The organism is Arthrobacter flavus (genome assembly GCF_039526005.1).
Classification (GTDB): domain Bacteria; phylum Actinomycetota; class Actinomycetes; order Actinomycetales; family Micrococcaceae; genus Arthrobacter_D; species Arthrobacter_D flavus.
In genome coordinates, this window is the sequence record NZ_BAAAIJ010000031.1 from 1 (window position 1) to 7,859 (window position 7,859).

The following is a 7,859-nucleotide window of genomic DNA, read 5'->3' on the forward strand; positions in this document are numbered from 1 at the left end:
GAGTTTGAGACAATCAACAACATGGTGCTAGCCGCCTAAGAAACTATCAACCCCACGAGTCAACCAAACCGTGGGCAGTCCCGATGAAGGTCTTGCCCTCTGCGTTGAGTTCCCTGACGAGCGTGGCGATCCGCCCGATCAGGGCGGGATTCACTCCGCCTGCTGGTTCGTCAAGCATGATGGTTTCGGGGTCCCCCATGAGCACACCTGCCAGCTCGAGCAGCTTTTGTTGACCGTAGCTGAGGTTTCGGGCCTCGGTGTGTTCAAGATGATCGATACCCACCCGACGCAGCCAACCTCTGGCTCGTTCAGTTTCCGCAGGGTTCCTGGACCCGGACATCAACGCGCTAAGACGTGTGGTCCTGACCGCAACCAACAGGTTTTCCAGCACCGTCATTCGCGGGAAAATCCTGCATAGCTGGAAGCTCCTGCCGATTCCTGCGCGGGCGATGGTGTGGGGTGGCTTTCCCATGATGGTCCGACCGCGATAGGTGACCACACCCGAGTCCGGTTTGATCATGCCAGTGACGCAATTGAAGAAGGTGGTTTTACCCGATCCGTTGGGGCCGATCAGGCCGTTGACTTTGCCATGCTGGAAGGTCACTGTCGCCCCGTTGACAGCTGTGACGCCGCCAAATCTCTTGGTCATTTCAACCGTGCTCAGGTTGTCCCCGGTGATTTGCATGGCGGTCATCTGGTCTCCTTTGAAGCTGGCCCGCTGGCTGCCGACACTGAATCGAGTTTGTTGGCTTCCAACAGATCCTCGGCAGTCATTTCCCGGATTGAACTCTCCTGCGGTCTGAATCGCTTGAAGAGGGACTGCACCGCCGGTATGACGCCGTCGGGCATGAACAGGACCACTACCCCCAACAGCAGGCCGGTAGCCACCAGATGGAACTGGGTGTCGCCGAACTCAAGCTTGAAGTACTCAAGCGCCACGCCAACGATCACCGCGCCCAGCAGGGGCCCAAAGAGGTGTCGGATTCCCCCCAGCAGGGCCATCAGCACCATGTACGAGCTCACAAGAATTGAGAACTGGAAAATGGGGTCAAGGTAGCCGAACCACAGGGCGTAAAGCCCGCCTCCCAAGGCGGTGAACCCGGCAGAAATCACGTTGGCGACCAATTTGTAACCCATCGTGGGAATGCCGAGTGATTGGGCTTTATCCTCATCTTCACGCACAGCCTTCAGCCCCGTGCCGAACCTCGATCGGTCAATGAGCCACCAACACAGCAACGCTAGCCCCAGCAGCGCGCAATAAAGGTAGAAGAAAACCAAATGGTGCTGCGGCCTGAGCAACCCCTCGAAGGGTGGTGCCACGGTGAGGCCTCCGGAGCCTCCAGTGAAGCTTCCCCAGCTTTGGAAGACCAGCAAGAGGATCAGCACCAGGGCGATCGAGGTAATCACGTAGGACGCACCACGTACCTGCAGCGCAGCGTAGCCGATAGGAACCGCAAGGATGACGACAATGATGGCTGCCAGGAACAGTGCCACAAAACTCGGCACGTCGGCGCGCGCAATCAAAAGCCCGGTCCCATAGGCGCCGAGGCCGAAATAGGCGGCGTGACCCAGGGAAATGTAGCCGGTGAACCCTCCCACAAAATTCCATCCAGTAGCTGTGACAGCGTAGTTGAGGACGACAACCCCCGCCGACAAGATGTAGGGGTTGGGCGATACCAGCGGGAAGGAAAGGATCAACGCGGTGCCGATGGCCAGGGCAACCAGCCGAATGAACCGGCCCCTAGGTAGCACGAATCCGGGTTTGGCCCGGGTTTCAGAATCGTTTAGCAAGTCGTCCTCCAAAGAATCCTTGCGGGCGGAAAATAAGAGTGGCGAACAGGGCAACATAAAAGACTGTTTGCGCCCAGGTGGTTCCCAGTGGGAGCCGGAGCAGGCTCTGCCCAACCCCCAACACGATTGCCGCAATCGCGGCGCCGGGGATGCTTCCCAACCCGCCGACCACAATGATGGCCATCAGCGGCCCAATCCAATGCCAATGGAGGGCCGGCCAGATGGTGGCGTCCAACGATAGTGCTGTGCCGCCGATAGCTGCTGTGGCCAGGCCCAACCCGAACCCGTAACCAGCAATTTTTTGGGTGTTAATTCCCACCAGCTCGGCGGCTTCCTTATTCTGGATCGTCGCCCTCAGCGCCCACCCGAAGCGCGTCTTCTTCAGGAGAAGGAAAAGAGCGAGCAATGAAACAGCGGCCAGCCCAAAGGCAATCAGCTTCACCACTGGGATACTCGCCCCCAACAACAGGAGGCTGGTGGAAGAGTAATCAAGCTGGATTCGCCGCTGCGTACCTGAGAACAGGACACCGAGAGTACCTTCGATCGTGATCGCAATCGCGAACGTCAGCAGGACCGACATCATCGTCAGAGTCGCCGGTTTGAGGCGTGAAATCAGAACCCTCTGCATTCCGACCCCGATCACGAAGAACAACGGAGCCGAGACCAGCACTGCCAGAAGCGGGTCGATTCCGATCCGGTCGTTGAGGAACCAGGCGATGTAGGCCGCCAGGATCAGGAACGAGGCGTGCGCGATCATCACCACACGCATCACCCCGAAGTAGAGTGTGAGCCCTGCCGCCAGAAGGGCGTAGAGCCCTCCCAACAGCAAACCCAGTATCAGGCTTTGAAAGATTAGTGCACCGGACATCTCAGCATCACCATGCTGGCTTGGGGAAGACGATGTCCGCTTGCTTTGCCTCGTCCGGGAGGACTATCTGGATCTCCCCATCGACCCACTGCTGGATGAGATGGGCTCCGGTGGGTTTGCCGGTTTCATCCCAACTCAGCGGCCCGACGACGGTTTCCACCTCGTTGCTCCGCAGCCAGTCGATCAGTTCCTGCTGGCAATCGCCCTGCTCAGCACAACCAACTGCCTCCACCGCGGCGGCCACAACCTGGCCGGTGGTGTAAGCATTGGCTTCATCTTCGGCGGGCGGGTTGCCGTGGGTTGCCGTGTAGTCTTCGACGAACTCCACGTTGCTAGGGTAATCAGCGGTCACTGAGTATCCGGTGGGCGCGAGAATTCCTTCAGTCTGGCCCCCGATGGCCGTTTCGAACTCCGGGTTGGTCGGTGCTGTGGAGAACGCAGCGAGATCCGGCTGGTAGTCGAGTTGCTGAAGGGCCCGGATCAGGTTCACTGCATCCTGGTACTGGGTGCCCCCAACTACCAAGTCAGCCTCGGAGTTTGCAATGGTTGCTGCGATGATTCCGAAATCGGTGGTGTTCGGCGGATAAACCTCGTCCACAACAGTCTCGATCCCGGCTGCCTCAAGCTTTTCCTTGAGACCGTAGGCGGTGCCCTGCGCAAACGGATCATCCATCGCGGCGTACGCGGCTGTCTCTGGCCGTTCCCCCTCGGGGAGGGACAGAATGTGCTCCGCCAGATAGTTGTAGTGATCCTCGGCGACGGCGGGGGCAGCATAGAACAGATTCTCGAAGCCCTGGGTGAAGACCTCCTCAGCCGCACCTGCGGGTTCTACAAAGAGCATGCCGTACTGTTCGGCGATGGTCGCCGCCGGGACCACCAGACGGGTGGAGAAGGGGCCAAATACGAGGTCGACACCGTCCTGGGCAATGAGGGACTCATAGTCGGACACCACCCGGTCAGCCAGGGATTGGTCATCGAGGATCTTGAGCTCAACCTGTCGACCGAGCAAACCACCGTTGGAGTTGACGTTTTCAACCCAGGCCCGATAGCCGCGTTCCACCCCTTTGCCCGGTTCTGCGAAGTCACCGGTCAACGGGAGGGAAACACCGATGACGATCGGATCTTCGGCTCCGCCAGCAGTTCCGCCGCCGTCGTCGCTTCCACACCCGGCCAGCACCAGAGTTGATGCCGCCAACAGCGTCCCCCACTTCAACTGCTTCTTTGCAGCCATATCGCCTACCTCCACGTCGTCATAACGAAAGCGCTTTCGTAAGCGCTTCCGCTACTCTATAGTGATGCTCATCACAGTGGCAAGGGTGCGGTAAGGTAAATTTTCCGATATGAATGATCAAACTGATGACTAAGGAAGCTGCTCCATTCCGCCTGATTGACGTGGCCACCCGCGCAGGGGTTTCCTTGGCGACCGCGTCCCGCTCCTTGTCAGGGAGCGACGGCGTCAGCAAGGAACGCGCGGAATATGTCAGGGGTGTCGCGCTGCAGATGGGCTATGTCGCCAACGCGCACGCCCGTTCATTAGCAGGCGGCGCGGCGTCAACAGTCGGCCTGATCGTGCACGAGATCGCCGATCCCTACTTCACGGAGATCGCCAGCGGGGTTCTCCGGATCGCCACACGGCAGTCCCGCACCGTTCAGATCAGTCAGTCGCAGCGCACGCCAGAAGGTGAATTGCTGCAGATCCGAGCGCTTCGCGCCCAGAGAGTCGGCGCCATCATACTCGCAGGCTCGGGCTATACCGATGCGCAAACGGAGAAGCAACTGGAAGCCGAACTGGGGGCGTTCCAGGCATCGGGTGGACGCGTTGCAGTGATTGGCAGGCATCAAATCACCGCTGACGCAGTTCTTCCCGACAACCGGGCGGGCGGACTAACCATAGCGTCCCACCTTATTGAGTTAGGACACCGCCGAATCGTCGTCCTCGCGGGACCGGCAGACCTTAATACGGTGTCGGACCGCCTCGCTGGCATCATGGACGCTTTCGCCGATGCAGGGATCACCTCGGACACTGTGACAGTGATCCATACCCCGTTCACCCGGGAGGGCGGCCTGACCGGCACCGATCAGGCGCTGCACGACTGCCCGGCCGCCACGGCAATCATCGCGCTCAATGATGTGATGGCCATTGGGTCCCTCTCTGCCCTTCGCCGACGCGGGATACGGATACCAGAGGACGTTTCGGTGAGTGGTTTTGACGACATCACTGTGGCGGCCGACGTCGGGCCCAGCCTTACAACCATCCGAATACCCATGACACGGATCGGTGAGCAAGCCATGGAAATGGTCCTTGCTGCCAAGGTCAGCCGGCCCCGCCGCAAGAAGACCGGGCACGAGTTAGTGATACGTGACTCGACCGGACCGGTAAGAACCTAGCGCTGCCAGATCTATGCCCGCGAGGAATCTCCTCACCCCGAAATGGCGGTAACGCCGGGATAGGAGAACGAGTCTGCCCGGTCGTGGGCAGGCTTTATCATGGAGCTAAGACACCTGATAACCCTCTGGAGGCTCACATTACGGACACTGCCGCCCAACACGATATCTACTTCGGCGCGCCGGAGCCGGTCAATGAGGCCGAAGTCCTCGAGTCGGCGTCGCGCGACGCCGTCGCACGATTCAACGAGCGCACCGACATCACCACCGTCAAGCGCCGGTTCACGCTGATCAACCAGAACACCACGCCGCATCAGGCCATGGTCGAGGATCTGCTGTTCATCCGGGCTGCGCTTGAGGACGCCGATATCGAGTACCTGCTGGTGCGAGGAAATGATGAGCGTCCGGTCATCGCCATCGATCTCAAGTTCCGTGAACGCCTCCGGGAAGCCCTGGTCACCGCCTGCAAGCACGAGCCGTTCTACTCGCGCACCGTCGACACGAAACGCCGGACCACCCTGCTGGTCACCGACGGCTCCCTCTCCCATAGCGGCAAAGCGCGGATCTTCCGCCTGTTCCGCCCTCGGATTGAACCGATTGGCGGCCTGGCCTTCGGCCCCTCGGCGGGGGTACAGATTGAACTCTGGAAGCTCGACGGCGACACCATCGAGCTGCCGGTCGAGAACTCATTGACCCGCAGGGCCCTCCCCTCCTCCGAGGTGGTTCGCGGATCTGTCGAACGACACGGGCTGCTCTGGCCCACCATCGACAACATGTTCGCGGACCATGCCACGGACATCGACTTCGACATTGACCTGGTCTTCTCCTGGGTGGACGGCAGCTCGCCCGAATACCAGGCCGCCAGAGCGGCCCGGATGAAGGACGCAGTGGTGGGCGAAGGCGACGACCACGAAGCAAGGTTCCGCCAGATCAACGAACTCAAATATGCTCTGCGGTCGGTGTACATGTTCGCGCCCTGGATCCGCCGGATCTTCATCGCCACCGATTCGGAGTGCCCCTCGTGGCTCGCCGATCACCCCTCGGTCACGCTGGTTCGCTCGGAGGAACACTTCAAGGACCCGTCGGTACTGCCCACCCACAACTCGCAGGCAGTCGAGAGCCAGCTGCAGCACATTCCGGGTTTGTCGGAGCACTTCCTCTATTCGAACGACGACATGTTCTTCGGCCGTCCGGTCTCCCCCGAGATGTTCTTCTCCCCCGGCGGGATTACCAAGTTCATCCAGGCGGACACCCGCATTGGGTTGGGCGACAACGACGCCGAACGGAGTGGGTTCGAAAACGCCGCGCGGGTCAATCGGAGGTTACTGCACGACCGGTTCGGCCGGATCACCACCCGACACCTCGAGCACACGGCTGCGCCCCTGCGCCGCAGCGTCCTGCTGGAGATGGAGGAGGTGTTCGCCGCCGAGTTCTCCGCAACCGCCGCCTCCAGGTTCCGGGCCAAGGACAACATCTCGGTCACCAACTCGCTGTACCACTACTACGCGTTACTGACCGGCCGGGCCGTCACCCAGGAATCCGCCAAGGTGGCCTACATTGACACCACCATGCGGTCAGGGCTGCGCAGCCTGAACAAACTGCTGGACAAACGGCATACCGACTTCTTCTGTCTCAATGACGGGAGTTTCCCGGAGGTTCCCGCCGCGGAGCGGGCACACCTGGTCACTGACTTCCTGGAGAAGTATTTCCCCCTCAAGGCGCCCTGGGAAAAGTAGGGACCGTCAACCGGTGCCCAGCGAACCGGTGCCTAGGCTCCGGTGAGCTGGCGTTGAGGTGTCGCGTCGGCGATTCGGACCCCGGCGGCGTCGAGCCGGCGGCGTGTTTCCACGAGGGGCACGGTTTCCCCGACGGGCCGGTAGGCACCGATCGGGACCACCGAGTGGACAATCGTGTCGTCGTACACGTGCACCAGGTTATAGGCCTGGGCCCCGTCCTGCCCACGGGTGCCGCCGCCGTCGTACCCCAGATCCTGGGTGTAGCAGGTCGCCGAGGCCACCGACACCGGCACCCCGGCAAAGGTAGCGGTGGTCGAGTAGTGCAGATGCCCGGCCAGGATGCCGCGCACATCGGTGCCGCGGACGACGTCGGCCAGCTGGCGTTGACCACGGAGTTCCACCAGGACCGATAAATCCTGTACACACGGAATCGGAGGGTGATGCAGGGCGAGGAGGGTGCCATTGGGCGCCGGGGTCAGCAGCTCGTTGGCGAGCCACACCAGCTGCTCGTGGCTGAACTCGCCGTGGTGGTGGCCGGGAACCGTCGAGTCCAGGGTGATGATGCGCAACCCGTTAATGAGGTAACTGCGGTCGATGGGCGCTGAGTCTGGCGCCTGGTCGAGCAGCCCGACCCTGAAGTTGGCCCGATCATCATGGTTGCCCATGGCCCAGATCACCTCCGCGCCGAGTTTGGCCGCTGCCGGTTCAACAATGGCGCGGAGCTTCGCGTAGGCGTTGGCTTCACCCTTGTCGGCCAGGTCCCCGGTGAAGACCAACGCCTCGGGCCGGGCGCCGGAGGCCTCGAGCTCGGTGAAGATCTGACGTAACCGGGCCTCGCTATCCACCGCCCCGTACAGTGGCCCGGGCCCGCCGAGCAGGTGGGTGTCGCTGAGGTGGAGAATAAACTGCTGCGGCCGAGGATGTTCGGCCGTCCGGTAATTCATGGTGACCTTCTAGGTAGCTGGCGGTAACCGTTTACAACCTAATTGACCTCCATCAAAGCAGAGATCACGCCAATAGCGGGTGAACACAGCCCGGCAAGTCGGATAACGCTGCGAGTTTGGTCCGCAACCGGGGTA

At 61.1% G+C, this 7,859-nt stretch carries 7 protein-coding genes; 2 read left to right on the top strand and 5 right to left on the bottom strand.

Going from position 1 to position 7,859, the window contains the following annotated elements; all coding sequences use genetic code 11:
- Positions 1 to 46: 46 nt before the first annotated feature.
- The 4 genes from ABD059_RS07555 to ABD059_RS07570 are packed head-to-tail and all read right to left on the bottom strand — an operon-like array spanning position 47 to position 3,890.
- Complete coding sequence (locus ABD059_RS07555) at positions 47 to 694, bottom strand: ABC transporter ATP-binding protein (RefSeq protein WP_343878772.1); 648 nt, start codon at positions 692 to 694, stop codon at positions 47 to 49.
- Positions 691 to 1,791 (bottom strand): branched-chain amino acid ABC transporter permease, encoded by a 1,101-nt coding sequence (locus ABD059_RS07560; RefSeq protein ID WP_343878773.1) that lies wholly within the window; start codon positions 1,789 to 1,791, stop codon positions 691 to 693. The genes ABD059_RS07555 and ABD059_RS07560 overlap by 4 nt, the downstream gene beginning before the upstream one ends.
- Positions 1,775 to 2,659 carry a branched-chain amino acid ABC transporter permease gene (locus tag ABD059_RS07565; RefSeq protein ID WP_343878774.1) on the bottom strand — a complete coding sequence of 295 codons (885 nt, stop codon included), beginning with the start codon at positions 2,657 to 2,659 and terminating at the stop codon, positions 1,775 to 1,777. The genes ABD059_RS07560 and ABD059_RS07565 overlap by 17 nt, the downstream gene beginning before the upstream one ends.
- Positions 2,660 to 2,666: 7 nt before the next feature.
- Positions 2,667 to 3,890: an amino acid ABC transporter substrate-binding protein gene (locus ABD059_RS07570; protein ID WP_343878775.1), complete on the bottom strand. Its 1,224-nt coding sequence runs from the start codon at positions 3,888 to 3,890 to the stop codon at positions 2,667 to 2,669.
- 125 nt (positions 3,891 to 4,015) lie between these two features.
- Between ABD059_RS07570 and ABD059_RS07575 the strand changes: the two genes are divergently transcribed.
- Both ABD059_RS07575 and ABD059_RS07580 read left to right on the top strand, forming a co-directional pair.
- The gene (locus ABD059_RS07575) at positions 4,016 to 5,047 is read left to right on the top strand and encodes a LacI family DNA-binding transcriptional regulator (protein WP_343878776.1); all 1,032 of its coding nucleotides are present in this window, start codon (positions 4,016 to 4,018) and stop codon (positions 5,045 to 5,047) included.
- An 83-nt stretch (positions 5,048 to 5,130) separates the two neighbouring features.
- Complete coding sequence (locus ABD059_RS07580) at positions 5,131 to 6,780, top strand: stealth family protein (protein WP_343878777.1); 1,650 nt, start codon at positions 5,131 to 5,133, stop codon at positions 6,778 to 6,780.
- 32 nt (positions 6,781 to 6,812) lie between these two features.
- On the opposite strand, the gene ABD059_RS07585 is transcribed toward ABD059_RS07580, so the two are convergent.
- Positions 6,813 to 7,724, bottom strand: coding sequence for a phosphodiesterase (locus tag ABD059_RS07585; RefSeq protein ID WP_343878778.1), 912 nt, complete (start codon positions 7,722 to 7,724; stop codon positions 6,813 to 6,815).
- Between the last annotated feature and the right edge of the window lie 135 nt (positions 7,725 to 7,859).

Excerpts from the sequence above, each read along its gene's own strand:
- ABD059_RS07555 (WP_343878772.1), bottom strand. The coding sequence starts at position 694 with ATGACCGCCATGCAAATCACCGGGGACAACCTGAGCACGGTTGAAATG.
- ABD059_RS07565 (WP_343878774.1), bottom strand. The coding sequence starts at position 2,659 with ATGTCCGGTGCACTAATCTTTCAAAGCCTGATACTGGGTTTGCTGTTG.
- ABD059_RS07570 (WP_343878775.1), bottom strand. The coding sequence starts at position 3,890 with ATGGCTGCAAAGAAGCAGTTGAAGTGGGGGACGCTGTTGGCGGCATCA.
- ABD059_RS07575 (WP_343878776.1), top strand. The coding sequence starts at position 4,016 with ATGACTAAGGAAGCTGCTCCATTCCGCCTGATTGACGTGGCCACCCGC.
- ABD059_RS07585 (WP_343878778.1), bottom strand. The coding sequence starts at position 7,724 with ATGAATTACCGGACGGCCGAACATCCTCGGCCGCAGCAGTTTATTCTC.